General features: G+C 72.5%; 16 protein-coding genes and 1 pseudogene. 11 read left to right on the forward strand and 6 right to left on the reverse strand.

Annotated elements, in window-relative coordinates; genetic code table 11:
• Positions 1-36: 36 nt before the first annotated feature.
• From ACZ7MY_RS11240 to ACZ7MY_RS11260, 5 genes are all read right to left on the reverse strand, one after another.
• A complete protein-coding gene (locus tag ACZ7MY_RS11240; protein ID WP_499601318.1) occupies positions 37-843 on the reverse strand; it encodes a carbohydrate ABC transporter permease in 807 nt (268 codons plus the stop codon).
• A 50-nt stretch (positions 844-893) separates the two neighbouring features.
• Positions 894-1,844, reverse strand: a complete 951-nt coding sequence (locus ACZ7MY_RS11245; protein ID WP_499601098.1) for a carbohydrate ABC transporter permease — start codon at positions 1,842-1,844, stop codon at positions 894-896.
• Between the two features lie 7 nt (positions 1,845-1,851).
• Positions 1,852-3,189 carry an ABC transporter substrate-binding protein gene (locus ACZ7MY_RS11250; RefSeq protein WP_499601099.1) on the reverse strand — a complete coding sequence of 446 codons (1,338 nt, stop codon included), beginning with the start codon at positions 3,187-3,189 and terminating at the stop codon, positions 1,852-1,854.
• A gap of 272 nt (positions 3,190-3,461) precedes the next feature.
• Positions 3,462-4,466: a LacI family DNA-binding transcriptional regulator gene (locus ACZ7MY_RS11255; RefSeq protein ID WP_499601100.1), complete on the reverse strand. Its 1,005-nt coding sequence runs from the start codon at positions 4,464-4,466 to the stop codon at positions 3,462-3,464.
• 149 nt (positions 4,467-4,615) lie between these two features.
• Positions 4,616-5,020 (reverse strand): MarR family winged helix-turn-helix transcriptional regulator, encoded by a 405-nt coding sequence (locus tag ACZ7MY_RS11260; RefSeq protein WP_499601101.1) that lies wholly within the window; start codon positions 5,018-5,020, stop codon positions 4,616-4,618.
• A gap of 207 nt (positions 5,021-5,227) precedes the next feature.
• On the opposite strand from ACZ7MY_RS11260, the gene ACZ7MY_RS11265 reads away from it, so the two are divergent.
• The 11 genes and pseudogenes from ACZ7MY_RS11265 to ACZ7MY_RS11315 all read left to right on the forward strand — a co-directional run bounded on the left by ACZ7MY_RS11265 (position 5,228) and on the right by ACZ7MY_RS11315 (position 15,339).
• Positions 5,228-6,019 carry a sigma factor-like helix-turn-helix DNA-binding protein gene (locus ACZ7MY_RS11265; protein ID WP_499601103.1) on the forward strand — a complete coding sequence of 264 codons (792 nt, stop codon included), beginning with the start codon at positions 5,228-5,230 and terminating at the stop codon, positions 6,017-6,019.
• A 209-nt stretch (positions 6,020-6,228) separates the two neighbouring features.
• Positions 6,229-6,363 (forward strand): annotated as a pseudogene (locus ACZ7MY_RS11270) (transaldolase); the annotation flags it as partial.
• 41 nt (positions 6,364-6,404) lie between these two features.
• On the forward strand, positions 6,405-7,955 hold the full coding sequence (gene zwf, locus ACZ7MY_RS11275; protein ID WP_499601104.1) for a glucose-6-phosphate dehydrogenase: 1,551 nt from the start codon (positions 6,405-6,407) through the stop codon (positions 7,953-7,955).
• Positions 7,952-8,998, forward strand: a complete 1,047-nt coding sequence (opcA, locus tag ACZ7MY_RS11280; protein ID WP_499601105.1) for a glucose-6-phosphate dehydrogenase assembly protein OpcA — start codon at positions 7,952-7,954, stop codon at positions 8,996-8,998. The genes zwf and opcA overlap by 4 nt, the downstream gene beginning before the upstream one ends.
• Entirely contained in the window at positions 8,991-10,640 is a 1,650-nt protein-coding gene (pgi, locus tag ACZ7MY_RS11285) for a glucose-6-phosphate isomerase (protein WP_499601106.1), read from the forward strand. The genes opcA and pgi overlap by 8 nt, the downstream gene beginning before the upstream one ends.
• A 92-nt stretch (positions 10,641-10,732) precedes the next feature.
• Entirely contained in the window at positions 10,733-11,620 is an 888-nt protein-coding gene (gene gnd, locus ACZ7MY_RS11290) for a phosphogluconate dehydrogenase (NAD(+)-dependent, decarboxylating) (protein ID WP_499601107.1), read from the forward strand.
• A gap of 107 nt (positions 11,621-11,727) precedes the next feature.
• Positions 11,728-12,405 (forward strand): histidine phosphatase family protein, encoded by a 678-nt coding sequence (locus ACZ7MY_RS11295; protein WP_499601108.1) that lies wholly within the window; start codon positions 11,728-11,730, stop codon positions 12,403-12,405.
• Between the two features lie 321 nt (positions 12,406-12,726).
• Positions 12,727-13,554 carry an SDR family oxidoreductase gene (locus ACZ7MY_RS11300; protein WP_499601109.1) on the forward strand — a complete coding sequence of 276 codons (828 nt, stop codon included), beginning with the start codon at positions 12,727-12,729 and terminating at the stop codon, positions 13,552-13,554.
• 122 nt (positions 13,555-13,676) lie between these two features.
• A complete protein-coding gene (nthB, locus tag ACZ7MY_RS11305) occupies positions 13,677-14,342 on the forward strand; it encodes a nitrile hydratase subunit beta (protein ID WP_499601110.1) in 666 nt (221 codons plus the stop codon).
• Entirely contained in the window at positions 14,339-14,938 is a 600-nt protein-coding gene (nthA, locus tag ACZ7MY_RS11310; RefSeq protein WP_499601111.1) for a nitrile hydratase subunit alpha, read from the forward strand. Before nthB ends, nthA begins: the two co-directional genes overlap by 4 nt.
• Positions 14,935-15,339 carry a nitrile hydratase accessory protein gene (locus ACZ7MY_RS11315; protein WP_499601112.1) on the forward strand — a complete coding sequence of 135 codons (405 nt, stop codon included), beginning with the start codon at positions 14,935-14,937 and terminating at the stop codon, positions 15,337-15,339. The genes nthA and ACZ7MY_RS11315 overlap by 4 nt, the downstream gene beginning before the upstream one ends.
• Before the next feature lie 38 nt (positions 15,340-15,377).
• Here ACZ7MY_RS11315 and ACZ7MY_RS11320 read toward each other — a convergent pair whose 3' ends face one another.
• Positions 15,378-17,621, reverse strand: a complete 2,244-nt coding sequence (locus tag ACZ7MY_RS11320; protein ID WP_499601113.1) for a SpoIIE family protein phosphatase — start codon at positions 17,619-17,621, stop codon at positions 15,378-15,380.
• Positions 17,622-17,729: the final 108 nt, after the last annotated feature.

The following is a 17,729-nucleotide window of genomic DNA, read 5'->3' on the forward strand; positions in this document are numbered from 1 at the left end:
GAACACGGGAGGACGCGTGGACAGGGGTGGGCGCGGCTAGCGCAGCGAGCCGGCGGCGAGTCCGGTGCGCCAGAACCGCTGGAGCAGGATGAACACGACGATCACCGGCACGATCGAGACCAGCGAACCGGTGATCACCGACTCCTGCAGCAGCGGGGCGCGGGCGGTCTGGCCGTTCCACTGGTAGAGGCCGAGCGTGATCGGGAAGAGCGACTCCTTCTGCAGCATCACCATCGGCAGGAAGAAGTTGTTCCAGATGGCGACGAACTGGAACAGGAAGATGGTCACCAGGGAGGGCGTCATCAGCTTGAACGCCACCGAGAAGAACGTCCGGAACTCCCCGGCCCCGTCCAGCCGCGCCGACTCCAGGATCTCCTGGGGGACGGCGGACGCGGCGAAGATCCGCGCCAGGTAGACGCCGAACGGACTGACGATGCTGGGCAGGAACACCGCCAGGTAGGTGTTGACCAGCCCAGTCGCCGAGAACAGCAGGAACAGCGGCAGCGCGAGCGCGGTGGTGGGCACCAGGATCCCGCCGAGGATGACGGAGAACAGGAACTCACGGCCCCGGAAGCGGAACTTGGCGAGCGCGTAGCCGCACAGCGCCGAGATCAACGTGCCCACGGCCGCGCCGACCACCGCGTACAGCACGCTGTTGAGCGCCCAGCGCCCGAAGATGCCGTCGCTGCGGGTGAAGAGGGTGTCGAGGTTGCCGAACAGGTCGAAGTGCGAGAACGCCAGGCCGTTCGTGGAGGCCAGGTCGCCCTGCGGCTTGGTCGCCGCGACGACCAGGAAGTACACCGGCAGCAGGAAGTAGACCGCCAGCAGGAACATCAGGCCCATGGCCGCCGTGCGGCTGATCCGGCTCTCGCGGACGGGGGTTCGGTCGTCGCTCACAGTCCCGCCTTCCTGGAGGTCAGTCGCATGAACCCGAAGCTCAGGACGAAGGTGATGACGGCGATGACCACGGAGATCGCGGCCGCCTGCTGGTAGTTGTTCCCGGAGGCCACCGTGTACGCGAGCATGTTCGGGGTGTAGGTGCTGGAGATGTTCGAGGAGATCTGCCGCAGCACCGCCGGCTCGGCGTACAACTGCAGGGTGCCGATGATGGAGAACACCGTCGTGAGGACGACCGACGGGGCGATGATCGGCACCTTGATGCGCCACGCGATGGCCCAGTTGCTCGCACCGTCGAGCTTGGCCGCCTCGTAGAGCTCCTGCGGTATCGACTGCAGCGCCGAGAACATGATCAGCATGTTGTAGCCGGTCCACAGCCAGGTCGACACGTTCGCCGTCGACCACAGCACGGCACCCGGGCCGAGGAAGTCGGGCTGCAGACCGACGCCCTTGAGTACGTCGACGACCGGGCTGATCTGCGGCGAGTAGAGGTACGACCACATGATCGCGGCGATGACGCCGGGCACGGCGTACGGCATGAACGCCGCGATCCGGAAGAAGGACTTGAGCTTGAGCAGCGGGGTGTCGAGCAGCAGCGCCATGGCCAGGGCGAGGAAGAGCATCACCGGCACCTGCACGACGCCGAACAGCCCGATGCGCCCGATGCTGCCCCAGAACTCGGTGTTCCGGAAGACCTGCGCGTACTGCTCCAGGCCGCCGAAGGTCGTGTACGACGTGCCGTACTGGCCGCCGGTGCGGCGCACCACGAGCAGGCTCTGCCAGAGCGCGTAGCCGATCGGCACCAGGTAGAAGAGGACGAACGGCAGGAAGAACGGGGTCACGAACGCGGCGATGGTGCCCGCCCGGGGGCCGCCGCCGTTGTGCCGGCGGCGGCGGCCCTCGGTGGTCGCCACCCCACGCGTCGCGCGGGTTGCGAGGTCGGTCATGCGACGGTCACTTGCCCGCCGTGGCCGGGATCGCCTGGTCCTTCATGGACTTCAGCGCGGAGTCCTGAGCGGCCGTCAGGGCGTCGGAGACCGTGCCGTCACCGGCGGCCGCCTTGGCCATCGCGTCCTGGAGCGCCAGGTTCACCGTCTTCTGGGTCGGGCCCCAGGTGAAGCCGGTGTCGATGTTCTTGGACGAGTCGGCGAAGACGTCGAAGATCTTCTGGTTGTTGTAGTACGGCACGCCCTGGGACAGCGCGGGCAGCGAGAGACCGGCGGTGGCCGCCGGGTAGAGGCCGCCCAGCTTGTTCTCCAGCGCCAGGGCCTCCGGGTCGGTGTTCAGCCAGGTGTTGAACTTGACCGCCTCGTAGGGGTGCTTGCCGCCCTTCATGAACGCGACGGTGGAGCCGCCCCAGTCACCGGACGCGGCGTTCGTACCCCAGGTCGGCATCGGCACGATCGACCACTTGCCGGCCTGCTTGGGCAGGTTGTCGCGGAACATGCTGTAGCCCCAGGCGGCGCCCACGTAGGTGGCGATCTGGTCCTTCTGGTACGCCGTGTACATCTGGGTGGAGCCGTGGGCGAGGTCGGTGCGCACCAGCTTGGCGTCGATCAGCTTCTGCCAGTACTCGGCGACCTGCTTGCTCTGCTCGGACTCGACGGTGACGTGCCACTTGTCGCCGGAGTAGGAGTACATCTCGGCGCTGTTCTGCCAGAGGAGCCCGTTGAACCACTCGGCGTTGTTCGGGTCGAAGAACGTCATGCTGAGGTTCGGGTCCGCCTGGTGCAGCTTCTGCGCCTCGGTCGCGTACTCGTCCCAGGTCTTGGGGATCTCCAGGCCGTGCTTCTTGAAGATGTCGCTGCGCACGTACAGGGCCATCGGGCCGGTGTCCTGCGGGATGGCGAACACCCCGGTGCCGCCGAAGCTGGCCTGCGACCAGGTCCAGGGCACGAACGCCGACTTGGCGTCGGTGGCCGCCTTGCAGGCCGAGGCGTCCGCGAAGGCGTCCTGGCTGCGCAGGTTGGGCAGTTCGTCGTAGCCGACCTGGGCGAGGTCCGGCGCCTTGCCCGCCTTGAGGGCGTTGCCGATGGTGCCGTACTGGTCGTTGGAGATGTTCTTCGTCTCGACCTGGATGTTCGGGTTCTTCTTGTTCCACAGCGCGACGACTTCGTCCATGCCGGGAACGGTGTTCCAGTACTGGAGGGTGACTTTGCCCTTCGCGGGAGCGCAGGACTCGGCCGAGGCGCTCTTACCCGAAGGGGCCGGCGATGAGCATCCGGCGAGTACGGCGATGCTGGCTGCCGCGGCGACGGCGGCGAGGCGGATGCGCGTGACTGTGCTGCTCATGGTTTCCGTTCCGGAGGACGACTAGCGAGTGGCTAGGCGGGTCGACGTTGACACCTCAGGCGGGACGTGCTCGTGAGAAGGGACGGGACGACGGCTCCCGGCGCGTGCGCCGGAGGCCATCGCAAGATGGGGCAAAACTGTTCGTACCGGTCCCGTGAGCGTTCACGTGAGCGTTCACGTGAACGCTCACGGGGCCATTGAGAATTGTTCGGAAGTGTGCGCTCCGGTGCCTTCAAGTGTCAAGACTTTGCGGCGCACACGGGTCCGGGAGGTTAAGCGGAACCACTCAGCCGCAGTTCGGCGCGCACGACGAGGTCGTCGGCGGCGAGCGGTTCCGTCCCGGTCAGCAGGCGTGCGACCTGGTCGATGGCGAGCGCGCCGAGGCGGCGCGTGTCGAGCGCGACGCTGGAGAGCGGGGGTTCGACGAGCGTACCGAGCTGCAGGCCGTCGAAGCCGACCACGGCGAGCTCCTCGGGGACGCTCCTGCCGAGCCGCCGTGCCTCGCGCAGGGCGCCGATCGCGATGATGTCGTTGAAGGTGAAGACCGCGGTGACCTCGGGGTGCGCGCCGAGCAGCTTCCTGAGCGCCGTCCCGCCGCCGTCCGCCGACTGCGTCGCCCCGACCACCCGGTCCGCGGCGATGCCCTGGGCCGCCGCGGCCGCCGCGAACCACTCGCGCCGGATGCTCGGCTCGGCGCGCCCGTCGTGGTCGAGCATGCCGATGTGCCGGTGGCCGGCGGCGGTCAGGTGCGCGACCGCGGCCCGCACGCCCTCCTCGCCGTCGATGCGGATCGAGCTGAACCGTGCCGTGTGGTGTTCGCGGCCGATGAGCACGACGGGCAGCCCCCGGGTGAACCGCTCGAGGTCGAGCTCGGAGCAGCTGAAGTAGCCGACGACCGCGTCCACCTGCGAGGCGATCACCTGCAGGGTGCCGAACTCCTCCTCGGCCCGGTCCGCGGTGTCGTAGACGACGACGTGCCAGCCGCGCGCCCGGGCCGCCTCCAGCGCGGCCGCGGCGACCTCGGTGAAGAACGGGTTCAGCAGGTCGGGGATGACCAGGCCGATGGTCGTGGTGTCCTGCCGGACCAGGCCGCGGGCGAAGCGGCTCGGACGGTAGCCGAGCTCACGGGCGGCGTCGAGGACCCGCTGCTTGGTCGCGCCGTCGATCTCGTCCTTGTCGTTGAGCGCCCGCGACACGGTCTGCCGGGAGACCCCGGCGGACCGGGCGACGTCATGGATCGTGACCCTCCGGGATTCCGTCCCTGACGACGACACCATCGCGCACCTCCCGATCGTCGCGGGTGCCGGCGCGCCCGCAGGGCCTGAGTATGCACGTCCGGGACGCGGCGGCGCGAGATCAGGTCCCGGCTCGGAAGCGGTGGCTCCGGCCCGTCCACCCGGGCCCTGACCTCGGGAAAGGCCGAGGGTCAGAGGGCGACCCCGCGCAGCGCCGCGCTGAGCGCCCGCAGGTCCAGGCCCGTGAGGTGGTCCAGGAAGTGGCGGCGCATGGAGGCGAGGTGGGCCGGCCAGGCCTCCTCGAGCCGGGTCAGCCCGGAGGCGGTGAGGACGGCGTTCCAGCCCCGGCCGTCCCGGGGGCACTTGACGCGCCGGACGAACCCCTGGTCCTCCAGCCGGCGCACCACCCCGGTCATCCCGCTGAGCGACATCTCGCAGGCGGTGGCGAGCTCGCTCATTCGCAGTTGCCGGTCCGGAGCCTCCGAGAGGTGCATCAGTGCCTGGTACTCGACGAGGGGCAACCGCCGCTCGCGCGCCAAGTCGGCGTCCAGCGCGCGGGGCAGTGCGTAGATGATGCGGCTGAGGGACCGGACCACTTCTTCTTCGTCCGGATTGAGTGGATTTGTAGGCTCCGGTGCGGGTTCCGGGTGGTGGGGGGCATCCGACATGCCGCCCACTTTACTTGCTACGCGAAGGATATATATTTGCTACGCGAAGCAATTACGTCAGACCGGTCGCCCGGCACGACACCCCTGCCCGCGCCGACCGACCGACCCCGCACGCCATCCCGGAAAGAGACGCACATGCCTCAGTCGCTGACGAACGCCCAGCCCGCCGCGGGAATCCCGTACGCCGGGACCGGCCCGGGCGCCGGGCGGCACCGGGGCCGGCGCGCCGACGGCGAGCCGAACCAGCAGGGGAGCGGTGCGGCCTCCGGGGGCGGTCGCCACCGCAGGGCCGTCCACACCGTGCAGCCCGGGCCGGACGCCGACGCACCCGTACGGCGGACCGTCGGCGGCGAGGGGGGTGCCCTCGGGCGCGAGGCCGGCTTCGAGCGCGACGTGCTCTCCCTCCTGGACCCGGTGTACCGGGCCGCGTCGGGCGTCACCGGCGACCCGGCCGAGGCGGAGGCCCTCGTCCTGGAGGTCTTCACGCGGGCCTACGCCGCGTTCCCGCGGCTCCTCGACGGCGTCGACCACCGGGCCTGGCTCTTCGACCTGCTGGCCGGTGCCTTCGTCGACCCCCACCCCGAGGTGTGCGTGCTGCCGCCGGAGGCCACCGGGGCCGCCGCCCTGGAAGGGGTGCGCGCCTCGGCCCTGGACGAGTTCGTGCTGCTCCCGGAGCCGGACGTCCGGGCCGCGCTCCTCACGCTGCCCAAGGAGCAGCGGTTCGCCGTGTACCTCGCGGCGGTTGAGGGCTTCGCATATCAGGAGATAGCGGACATCATGGATGTTCCGCCCTCCATCGCGGCGTACTGGCTCCACGACGCGCGACTGCGGTTGTGGGCGGCCGAAGGACCGCGCGTGCCGGTGTCCGGGCGGGAGGAGCACGTGCCCGGGGGCCTCGTCGGCGCCGGGCGGGCCCGGCCGGCGTGACGCGACGTCGTGCGGGCCGGCCGCGCTCCGGGCCCGGCGGACCGGCGCGTCACCCGCGCAAGGTGTGATCTTCGTCGCCTCGTCACATCCCCGGGGCCCGCGCGGTCATGCCCGCGGGGTGGGATACCTCCGTCACCTGCGGAAACGCCGCCCCACGCAGTCGGGAATCCTTTGGGGCCCCACGCGGTTGACGCGAGCGCAGAAAGAAGATGATCACAGTGAACCAAGAAGCAACCGCAACCGCGGAACCGTTGCAGCGTCTGGCCCCCGAGGGGGTCTCGGTCTGGCTCGACGACCTGTCGCGCAGACGCATCGCCTCCGGCGACCTGGCCGAACTGCTGCAGGCCGTCGCAACCGCACTGAACGGCAAGGGAGCCGACGCGCGATGAGCAAGGACACGACCGGACCCGGCACTCCGTGGTCCAACCCCCTGCGCGACCCGTCCGACCGGCGGCTGCCGCGCATCGCGGGGCCGTCCGGGCTGGTGATCTTCGGCGTGACGGGTGACCTGTCCCGCAAGAAGCTGATGCCGGCCGTGTACGACCTCGCCAACCGCGGGCTGCTGCCGCCGGGCTTCTCGCTCGTCGGCTTCGCCCGCCGCGACTGGGCGGACCAGGACTTCGCCCAGGTCGTGCACGACTCGGTGCGCGAGTACGCCCGTACGCCGTTCCGCGAGGAGGTGTGGCAGCAACTCGCCGAGGGCATGCGCTTCATTCCCGGCGACTTCGACGACGACGTCGCGTTCAAGCAACTGGCCGTCACCGTCGACGAGCTGGACGCCGCCCGCGGGACCAGCGGCAACTACGCGTTCTACCTCTCGGTGCCGCCGAAGTTCTTCCCCAAGGTCGTGCGGCAGCTGAAGAAGCACGGGCTCGCCGACGCCCCCGAGGGCTCCTGGCGGCGCGCTGTCATCGAGAAGCCCTTCGGCCACGACCTGGCCAGCGCCCGCGAACTGAACGCGCTCGTCCACGAGGTGTTCGCCCCGGAGCAGGTCTTCCGGATCGACCACTACCTCGGCAAGGAGACCGTCCAGAACGTCCTGGCGCTGCGCTTCGCGAACACCATGTTCGAGCCGCTGTGGAACCGCTCCTACGTCGACCACGTGCAGATCACGATGGCCGAGGACATCGGCATCGGCGGCCGCGCGGGCTACTACGACGGCATCGGCGCCGCCCGCGACGTCATCCAGAACCACCTCCTCCAACTCCTCGCGCTGACCGCGATGGAGGAGCCCGCCTCCTTCGACGCCGAGTCCCTCCTCACCGAGAAGCTGAACGTGCTGCGCGCGGTACGGCTCCCCGGCGACCTGGGCGCGCACACCGTGCGCGGCCAGTACGCGCACGGCTGGCAGGGCGGCCAGGAGGTGAACGGCTACCTGGAGGAGGAGGGCATCGACCCCGGCTCCATCACCGACACCTACGCCGCCGTCAAGCTGGAGATCGACAACCGCCGCTGGGCGGGCGTCCCCTTCTACCTGCGGGCCGGCAAGCGCCTCGGCCGCCGCGTCACCGAGATCGCGGTCGTCTTCCAGCGCGCCCCGCACTCCCCGTTCGACCCGGAGGCCACCCAGGAACTCGGGCAGAACGCCATCGTCATCCGCGTCCAGCCGGACGAGGGAATCACGGTGCGCTTCGGCTCGAAGGTGCCCGGGACGTCGATGGAGATACGCGACGTGACCATGGACTTCGCCTACGGCGAGTCCTTCACCGAGTCCAGCCCCGAGGCGTACGAGCGGCTCATCCTCGACGTGCTGCTCGGCGACGCCAACCTCTTCCCCCGCCACCAGGAGGTCGAGGAGTCCTGGAAGATCCTCGACCCGATCGAGCGGTACTGGGACACCCACGGACGGCCGGCGCAGTACACCGCGGGCAGCTGGGGCCCCGCGGAAGCCGACGAGATGCTCGCACGAGACGGACGGAGCTGGCGCAGGCCATGAGGATCGATCTGACCGACACCACGGCGAGCCACATCAACAAGGCCCTGGTGCGGGGCCGCCGCGCCATCGGCTCACCCGCCGTCGGCATGGTGCTGACGATGGTCATCGTGACCGACGAGGAGAACGCCCACGACGCCCTCAAGGCGGCGGAGCAGGCGGCGCAGGAGCACCCCTCGCGCACCCTCGTCGTCATCAGGCGGCCGTCGCGCACCACCCGCCGGCACACCCCCTCCCGCGTCGACGCCGAGGTCCGCGTCGGCTCGGACGCCGGATCCGGCGAGGCGGTGCTGCTGCGGCTGTTCGGCGAAGTCGCCGAGCACGCCGACTCCGTGGTGCTGCCGCTGCTGCTGCCCGACGCCCCCGTCGTCGTTTGGTGGCCCGCCGACGCCCCCGACACACCGGCGAAGGACCCGCTGGGCGCGCTCGCCCAGCGCCGCATCACGGACGCGTACGCCGTCGACCGCCCGCTGGAGCGGCTGGCGGCCCGGGCCGGCTCGTACGCACCCGGTGACACCGACCTCGCCTGGACCCGGCTGACGCCCTGGCGCTCCATGCTCGCCGCCGCGCTCGACCAGGCCCCGGCCCGGGTCACCTCCGCGGTCGTGGAGAGCGAGTCCGACAACCCCAGCGCCGAACTGCTGGCCCGCTGGTTCGCCGACCGGCTGCGGGTGCCCGTCGAACAGGTCGTCACCGACGGCCCCGTCGTCACCGCGGTCCGGCTGCGCACCCCGGACGGCGACATCCTCATCGACCGCCCCGAGGGCGCCGTGGCCCGGCTGTCCATCCCCGGCCAGCCCACCCGCGTCCTCGCCCTGAAGGTCCGGTCCACCGCGGAGCTCATCGCGGAGGAACTCCGCCGCCTCGACCCCGACGAGGCCTACGCCGCCGCGCTCCGGGCCCAGGTCAAGGCGCCCCGCACCAAGGCCGCCGCCCCGCCGAAGGCCTCCGCCGTGAAGCCCCCGAAGCCCGGCCCCGCGAAGGCCGCACCGGTGCCGCCGCAGCGCGCGCACCAGCACGAGAACCAGGAGAAGCACGATGCCTGACACCCCCGGACCGAGCCACCGCCCGCAGTGGGCAGCACTGGCGGAGCACCGCGACGCCACCGGGCCGGGACCGCACCTGCGCGAGCTGTTCGCGGCGGACCCCGCACGCGCGGGGCGGTACACCGTGGAGGTCGGCGACCTGCGCATCGACTACTCCAAGAACCTCGTCACGGACGAGACCCTCGCCCTGCTGCGTGAACTGGCGGACGCCACCGGCGTGTTCGAGCTTCGCGACGCCATGTTCCGCGGCGAGAAGATCAACGTCACCGAGCGCAGGGCCGTCCTCCACACCGCCCTGCGCGCGCCCCGGGACGCCGTGATCGAGGTGGACGGCGAGAACGTCGTGCCGCAGGTCCACGCGGTGCTCGACAGGATGTCCGCCTTCGCGGACCGGGTGCGCTCCGGCGAGTGGACCGGCCACACCGGCAAGCGGATCAGGAACGTCGTCAACATCGGCATCGGCGGCTCCGACCTCGGACCCGCCATGGCGTACGAGGCACTGCGGCCCCACACCGACCGCTCGTTGACGTTCCGTTTCGTCTCCAACGTCGACGGCGCGGACCTCCACGAGGCCCTGCAGGGCCTCGACCCGGCCGAGACGCTGTTCGTCGTCGCGTCCAAGACCTTCACCACCATCGAGACGATCAGCAACGCCACCTCGGCGCGCGGCTGGCTGCTGGCCGGGCTCGGCGGGGACGAGAAGGCCGTCGCCCGGCACTTCGTCGCCCTGTCGACCAACACCGGCAAGGTCCGTGAGTTCGGCATCGACCCGGACAACATGTTCGAGTTCTGGGACTGGGTGGGCGGCCGCTACTCCTACGACTCGGCGATCGGCCTCTCCCTGATGATCGCCATCGGCCCGTTGCGGTTCCGCGAGATGCTCGACGGCTTCCGCACCGTCGACGAGCACTTCCGCACCGCGCCCGCCGAGTCCAACGCCCCGCTGATCCTCGGTCTGCTCGGCGTCTGGTACGGCAACTTCCTCGGCGCCCAGTCGCACGCCGTCCTGCCGTACTCCCACTACCTGTCCAAGTTCACGGCCTACCTCCAGCAACTCGACATGGAGTCCAACGGCAAGTCCGTGGACCGCGACGGGCGGGCCGTGGAGTGGGAGACCGGCCCCGTCGTGTGGGGCACGCCCGGCACCAACGGGCAGCACGCCTACTACCAGCTGATCCACCAGGGCACGAAGCTGATCCCGGCGGACCTCATCGGCTTCGCCCGCCCGGCCGCCGAACTCGCCCCGGAACTCGCCGCCCAGCACGACCTGCTGATGGCCAACCTGTTCGCACAGGGCCAGGCGCTCGCCTTCGGCAAGACCGCCGACGAGGTCCGCGCCGAGGGCGTGCCCGAGGAGCAGGTCCCGCACCGCACCTTCCGCGGCGACCACCCGACGACCACCGTCCTGGCGACCGAACTGACCCCCTCGGTCCTCGGCCAGCTCATCGCTCTCTACGAGCACAAGGTCTTCGTCCAGGGCGCCCTGTGGAACATCGACTCCTTCGACCAGTGGGGCGTCGAGCTCGGCAAGGTCCTGGCCAAGCGCGTCGAACCCGCCCTGACCGGGGACGCCGACGTACCCGGCCTCGACCCCTCCACCGCGGCCCTGGTGGCCGCCTACCGCACCCTCCGGGGCAACTGACCGGGGGAAACCCCACGGCGGCGCCTGCCCGGCCCCGGATGGGCGCCGCCCGCCGGCCACCCCCCACACGACACACAGAAGGAGCACCTGACATGCAACTCGGACTCGTCGGCCTCGGCAAGATGGGCGGCAACATGCGCGAGCGGATCCGCCGCGCGGGCCACACCGTCGTCGGCTACGACCGGGACCCCGACCTGGCCGACGTCGGCAGCCTCACCGAACTGGTCGACAAGCTCGACGCACCGCGCGTGGTCTGGGTGATGGTGCCGGCCGGCGCCGCCACCCAGTCCGTGGTCGACGAGCTCGGCGGCCTCCTCGCACCGGGCGACATCGTTGTCGACGGCGGCAACTCCCGCTGGACGGACGACGAGAAGCACGCAGGGGAACTGGCCGCCAAGGGCATCGGCTTCGTCGACGCCGGCGTCTCCGGCGGCGTCTGGGGCCTGAAGAACGGCTACGCCCTCATGGTCGGCGGCCGGGCCGAGGACGTCGAGAAGGTGCGGCCGGTCTTCGACGCCCTCAAGCCCGAGGGCGACTTCGGCTTCGTCCACGCGGGTGCGGTCGGCGCCGGCCACTTCGCGAAGATGGTCCACAACGGCATCGAGTACGCCATGATGCAGGCCTACGCCGAGGGCTGGGAGCTGCTGGAGAAGGTCGACTCCGTCACGGACGTGCGCGAGGTGTTCCGCTCCTGGCAGGAGGGCACCGTCATCCGCTCCTGGCTGTTGGACCTCGCCGTGAACGCCCTCGACCAGGACGAGCACCTGCACGAACTCAGGGGTCGCGCCGAGGACTCCGGCGAGGGCCGCTGGACGGTCGAGGCCGCCATCGACAACGCCGTGCCGCTGCCCGCGATCACGGCCTCCCTCTTCGCGCGCTTCGCCTCCCGCCAGGACGACTCCCCGCAGATGAAGATGATCGCCGCGCTCCGCAACCAGTTCGGCGGCCACGCCGTCACCTCCGCGGCCGACCAGGCCTAGTCAGCGCCGGAGCCCGCGCCGGCCGGCGCGGGCTCCGCACCGCCTCCCCGCACCGCACCGCCCCACCCGCACCGCCCCTCCTCCGTGCCGAAAGTGGATGAACGACCATGGGCGACCTGCTCCTGCTCCGCCACGGCGAAACCGCGTGGACCCTGTCCCGGCAGCACACCAGCCACACCGACCTCCCCCTGACACCGCACGGCGAGGGCGAGGCCGCCCGGGTCGCCCCGCTGCTGCGCGGGCACGACATCGCCCTCGCCCTGAGCAGCCCCCTGCGCCGCGCCGTACGCACCGCGGAACTCGCCGGGGTCACCGTCGCCGGGATCGACCCGGACCTCAGCGAATGGGACTACGGGGGCTACGAGGGCGTCACCACGGCGGAGATCCACCGCACCCGACCGACGTGGAACCTGTGGACCGACGGCGTCGCCCCCGGCGGCGCGGAACATCCCGGCGAGAGCCCCGAGGACGTCGGCCGCCGCGCCGACCGCGTGCTCGCCCGTGTCGAGCCGTTGCTGCTCGACCCCGACGCGGGCGACGTGCTGCTCGTCGCCCACGGCCACATCCTGCGCGTCCTCACCGCCCGCCGCCTCGGCCTGCCGCCGTCCGCCGGTTCGCTGTTCGCCCTGGACACCGGCACCGTCAGCCGGCTCGGCACCGAGCACGGCCGCCCCGTCATCAAGGCCTGGAACACCACGCACGCCCGAGCCGGCGCAGCCGCCTCCCTCTCCGCCGTCGTCCCCCGGCAACGACGCCCCGCACACGACACGCCCCCGGCCGGCTGAGCGGACGCCGGCGCGTCAGGAACGCCTGGGGGCGCCACGAACCGCAGCTCGCCGGTCGGCGGCGGCACGGCGACACAGCGGTCGGCCACCGCGCCGGACCCCCGGCCCATCCTTGCGAGGCGACGAGCACGGCCGCCGGCCCCGGCCCCCTGCGAGGACGACCCTCCCCGGACCGCGACCGCGCGCCGGCCGTCTCCCGCACCGCGCCGCCCGTCACGACGTCGGCGAACGGTCCCAGGAGGGGGCGGCAGGGCGCCGCCGCGGCAGGTTCCCGGGGACGGACGGGTCCCACGGCCGCGCGGCTGCCCTACGGTGGGGCCCGTGAAGGTCCTCATCGTCGGCGGCAGCGGCTTCCTGGGCAGGGAACTCGTACGGCAGGCCGTGGCCGCGGGCCTCGACACGGCCGCGACGTACCGCTCCCGCCGTCCCGGTGGCGTTCCCGGCGTCCCGTGGCACCACCTGGACCTCCGCGCTCCCGGCGACCCCGCCGAGCTGCTGGCCGAGGTCGCGCCCGACATCGTCGTCAACGCCACCAGCGGCTACAGCGACTGGGAGGTCACCGCCGACGGCGCGGTGCTGCTGGCACTGGCCACGGCGGAACACGGCTGCCGCCTCGTCCACGTCTCCAGCGACGCCGTCTTCTCCGGGTCCCGCGTCCACTACGACGAGACCTGCCTGCCCGACCCCGTCACCCCGTACGGCGCGGCGAAGGCGGCGGCCGAGACCGCGGTGCGGCTCCTGGTGCCGTCCGCCGTCGTCGCGCGCACCTCGCTGATCATCGGCGACGGCGGGTCGGTGCACGAGCGCCTGGTCCACGACCTGGCCGCCGGCGTACGCGACGGCGCGCTGTTCACCGACGACGTCCGCTGCCCGGTACACGTCGCGGACCTCGCCGCCGCCTTGTGGGAACTCGCCGCCTCCGACGCCTCCGGGGTGTTCCACCTCGCCGGGACGGACGCCCTCAGCCGCCACGAACTCGGTGCCCTCATCGCCCGGCGCGACGGCCTCGACGCCACCGCGCTGCCCGCCGGGCGCCGTGCCGACGGCCCCGTGCCCGGCCCCCTCGACGTCCGCCTCGACAGCGCCGCCACCCGGCGGCTCATACGGACCCGGCTGCGCGGCGCCCGGGAGTTCCTCGCCCCGCGGTAGGACGGGAGCCTGACGGCCCATCGGATGGAACCGGAGGCCACCCGGGCCGTGTCTGCGGCAGTGCCCGCCGCCCACGGGCCAAGCTGGTGTGCCAGTGATCCCGGCACACGGAAGGGCACGCCATGGAGGGCATCGCCGACATGGGGGGTACCCGGGGATGGGGGCCCGTCCGGCCGCCACGACCCGGCGAACCGGTCTTCGCGGAACCCTGGCAGGCGCGGGCGTTCGCGCTCGCGCTCCTCTCCATCCGGGTGGCCGGCTACAACGTGGACGCCTTCCGGCACGCCACGGAACGGCTGGACCGGGCCGCCTACCTGGACGAGGGCTACTACGGCCGGTGGCTGAACGCCGCGGAGCTGGTGCTCACCGAGACCGCCGTCCTCGCGCCCAGCGCGGTCGGGACCCGCGCCCGCAACCTGCGTGGCGAGCGCCTCGCGGAGCCGCCGTTCCCCGAACCGGTCCGCCCCGACTACACCCCCACCGCCCCGGGGTCGCTCCGCACGGTGGACACCCCGCCGGCCTTCGCCGTCGACGAGCCGGTCCGGGCGAAGGACATGTCCCCGCCCGGGCACACGCGGCTGCCGGGCTACCTGCGCGGACGCGCCGGCGTCGTCGAACGGGTGCAGCCCGCCGCGCTGTTGCCGGACACCCACGCGCACTTCCTGGGCGAGAACCCGCAGCACGTCTACTCGGTCCGGTTCGACTCCCGCGAACTGTGGGGCCCCGGCACCGAACCCTTCTCCGTCACCGCCGAGCTGTTCGAGAGCTACCTGGAGCCCCGTTCATGACCCCCACCAGCGGCCCGGACGACCGCCCCTCCCCGGCCCTGCGCACCGAGGCGCTCGAGCAACTGCTCACCGAGCGCGGCCTGATCGACCCGGCGGCGATGGACACGATCATCGCCACCTACGAGACCCAGGTGGGCCCGCTCAACGGGGCCAAGGTGGTCGCCCGGGCGTGGACCGACCCGCAGTACAGGCGCCGGCTGCTCCAGGACGGCACCGCGGCCATCGCGGAACTGGGCTTCTCCGGTCCGCAGGGCGAGCACATCGTCGTCGTCGAGAACACCCCCACCACCCACAACGTGGTGGTCTGCACCCTGTGCTCCTGCTACCCGTGGCCGGTGCTCGGGCTGCCGCCGAGCTGGTACAAGGATCCCGCCTACCGCTCGCGTGTGGTGCGCGAACCGCGCGCGGTGCTCTCGGAGATGGGCCTCGACCTCGCCGACGACGTCGCGATCACCGTCCGCGACTCCACCAGCGAGGTGCGCTGGCTGGTGCTGCCCGAACGCCCGGCCGGCACGGAGCACCTGACCGAGGAGGAACTCGTGCCGCTGGTGACCCGGGACGCCATGGTCGGCGTGGCGAAGGTGACGGCGCCGTGACCGCGCCCCTGGACGTCGACGGCCCGGCCGCCCCGCCCCGCGCCAACGGCGAGCTGGTCTTCGCCGAGCCCTGGGAGAGCCGCGCCTTCGGCATGGCCGTCGGCCTCCACGAGGCGGGTGCCTTCGACTGGCCGCGGTTCCGGGCCGCGCTGATCGCCCGCATCCGCGCATGGGAGAACGGACTTGCCGGTGACGAGCCATGGCACTACTACCGGCTGTGGCTCGCCGCCCTGGAGGACGTGCTCACCGAACGGGACGTGGTCCGCGCGGACGAGGTCACCACGCGCGCCCGCACCCTGTCCGGCCGGCCCGCCGGCCACGACCACGCCGCCCACGACCACGCCGCCCACGACCACGCCGCCCACGACGACGCCCACCACAACCACGTCCGTCCGCACTGACGGCTCCGCGGGCCGGTCCGCCGCTCCGCCCGGCCCGGTCAGGCGCCCGGTACGGGCAGGTCCAGGGAGACGGTCTTGCCGCGCCCGTTGGGCGAGGTGTTCCACTGCCCGGCGAGGGCCTCCACGATGAGCAGGCCCCGGCCGTGCTCGGCCTCGGCGTTCTCCTCCTCGTCCAGGGTCAGCGGCGAGGGCACGGGCGGATTGCCGTCGGAGTCCCGCACCTCCAGCCGCACGCGGTCCTCGAAGGCCCGCAGCCGGACGTCGACGTCGCTGCCGGCGTGGACGAGGGCGTTGGTCACGATCTCGGACGCGATCAGCCGGAGGGCGTCCGACAGGTCCGCCAGCCCCCACGAGCGCAAATGCTCGTCGACGAACTCCCGTGCCGCCTTGACCCCGTGCAGGTCGCGGCGCTGTACGTGCAGGCAGGCCGTCCGCGGCGCGCCCTCGCCCACGGCGCCCTCGTAGCGGGCCAGGAGCAGCACCGCGTCGTCGCCGCGCCACCGGGGGGCGGAGACCTCGGCGACCAGGCGGTCGGCCAGCTGCTCCAGGTCGGCCCCCGCCTCCCGGCCGCCCGCGCGCAGCAGTTCTAGGGCGCACGCGCCGGGATCGCCGGTGGCGGAGCCCGTCAGGCCGTTGGAGTAGAGCATCAGGACCGACCCCGGCGCCAGCCTGTGCTCGCAACTGCGGTACGGGTGCCGGGCGGTGACGCCCAGCGGGAGGTTGGCCGGCGCGTCCAGGGTGTCGACGCTCCCGTCGGGCCGCCGTACGACCGGCGCGGGATGCCCGGCAAGGGCCACCTCGGCCATGCCGTCGCCGGTGTCCAGGGCGATGACGCAGCACGTCACGAGCTGCTCCGTGCCGAGTTCGGCGAGCAGCCGGCCCGTCCGGTCGATCACCACGGCGGGAGGGTGGCCCTCGGTGGCGTACGCGGTGAGGGCGGTGCGTGCCTGGCCCATGACGGCGGCGCTGTCCAGGTCGTGGCCCTCGACGTCGCCGACGACGAGCACCATCCGCTCGTCCGACACCTTGATCACGTCGTACCAGTCGCCGCCCACCTGGACGGTGGTGAGGGCGGGACGGTAGCGCGCGGTGGTGGCGAGCCCCGGCAACTCGGAGAGGACCGGGGGCAGCAGCCTGCGCTGCAGGTGCTCCGCGACCTCGCGCTGCCTGGCGCCCAGTTCGACCCGCTCCACCGCGGCGCCCAGCATCCCGGCCATCATGCTGAGCACCGTGCGCTCCTCGGGCGGGAACGCGCGGGGGCCCGCGAACTCCAGGCAGCACACGCCGACGACGTGCGGGTTCGCGTCGGACGCCACGGCGAAGGACCTGCCCCCGACGACGAGCGGCAGGTAGGCCGCGGCGGGCGGCCCGGCACGCTGCCGGCCCGAGCCCGTCTCCGGCGGCGGCCCCTCGGGCAGGAAGAGCGCGTGCCCGCGGACGGCCTCCACCGCCGGGGTGCGCGCGCCGAGCCGGGCGCCGTGGAGCTCGCGGACCATGGCCGAGGACGGTCCGTCGTGCCCCAGCACCCACAGCCGGCCCGCGCTCACCGAGGCCAGCACCAGGGCCCGGGCGCCGAACGGGGACAGGACGGCGTCCCGGGCCGCCGCGATGAGCTGGTCCACGCTCATCGCCTCGTTGAGCCGTTCCGCGAAGTGCCGCAGGGGGTACATCAGGCTGGCGCCGGCCGAGCCGGGGACACCGCGCACCCCCCAGCCCGGGGTGCGGATGCTCGAGTGGAACACCGGTACGAGGGCGGGCGAGGGGCCGGCCGTGATGGGGGTGCCGGCGCGTGCGAGCCCGGCGAGAGCCGTGGCCAGCGCGTCCGCGACCTCCTGGAGCACCCGGCGGTCCGCGGGGCCGAAGCCGCCGTGGCTCTCCACGCGCAGCACGGTGAGCGCGCCGAAGCACCGCCCGTCGGCGGTGACCGGCGCGGCCATCGCCGCGTAGGGGTAGGGCAGGGCGTACGTCTCGCCCGGTTCGGCCGGGTCGGGATCGGGCAGGACCGCCACCTTGCCCGTGGCGACGGCCCGGGTCGAGGCGCGCGGCATGTCCATGGCCATACGGCACGGCATCGTGTAGCAGGACGGCGGGCTGCCGGCGATCATCGCCGCGCGCACCTCGGAGGCTTCCCGGCCCAGCAGGTAGACCGCCGCGGACACGGCGTCCATCCGGAACAGGGTCTCGCGCACGGCACCGTGCAGGACCTCCTCGAGACCCGTGCCCCCGGTCCGTGCGGGCCCGCCCTCGCGGCGGTGTTCTCCGAGCGTGCTGTTGCTCGTCATCGAACGGCTCCCTCCCCGCGAGTATAGGTGCGCGGATGGCCGGTCGCCCTTGGGCGGCACACCGCCCGCGTCCCGTCCGGAGCGGCCCGCACCGGTGGCCGCCGCCTC

It is taken from the genome of Streptomyces sp. NPDC111520, from assembly GCF_055635295.1.